This window comes from Novosphingobium sp. ZW T3_23 (assembly GCF_044987305.1).
Taxonomy (GTDB): domain Bacteria; phylum Pseudomonadota; class Alphaproteobacteria; order Sphingomonadales; family Sphingomonadaceae; genus Novosphingobium.
In genome coordinates, this window is the sequence record NZ_JBJDRF010000161.1 from 1 (window position 1) to 529 (window position 529).

Sequence of the window (529 nt, forward strand, 5' to 3'; positions counted from 1 at the left end):
ATGTCGGTGAGGCTGCCGCCCCATGTCGAGTTGATTCTGGAGCTGACCGCGAACACGTGGTCGTCGATGTCGTCGACGCGACCGCCCGCCATCACGCCGCAGACCTGGACCTTCTTACCGGAGGCGACCACATCCGGGACGACGTCGAGCTGCTGGAAAGCCCATGCGGTACCGGTCATTCCGGCTCCGGTCTGCACCTCGTCCATGACGAACAGTGCGTCGAACTCGTGGCAGAGTGCGCGCAGCTTCTGCAGGAAGCGGGGCCGGAAGTGGTGATCCCCGCCCTCGCCCTGGATGGGTTCGATGATGGCGCAGGCGATGTCGTGCGGATTTGCTTCGAAGGCCAGCCGCGCGGCCGTCAACGATGCGTCTTCGAGCTCGTCCATGTTCGCGTCGGATCTGATGAACGGAGACGGAATTCGGGGCCAGTCGAATTTCGGGAAGCGCGCGACCTTGTTCGGGTCGGTGTTGGTGAGCGACATTGTGTACCCGGTGCGCCCGTGGAACGCGTGCTCGAAGTGCATCACCT

The 529-nt window shown here is 63.7% G+C and carries 1 protein-coding gene; it reads right to left on the minus strand.

The genetic code is table 11. The features are described from left to right. The coding region (locus tag ACI3K3_RS25820; protein WP_404918986.1) for an aminotransferase class III-fold pyridoxal phosphate-dependent enzyme at positions 1–482 on the minus strand (482 nt) is incomplete at its 3' end. Positions 483–529: the final 47 nt, after the last annotated feature.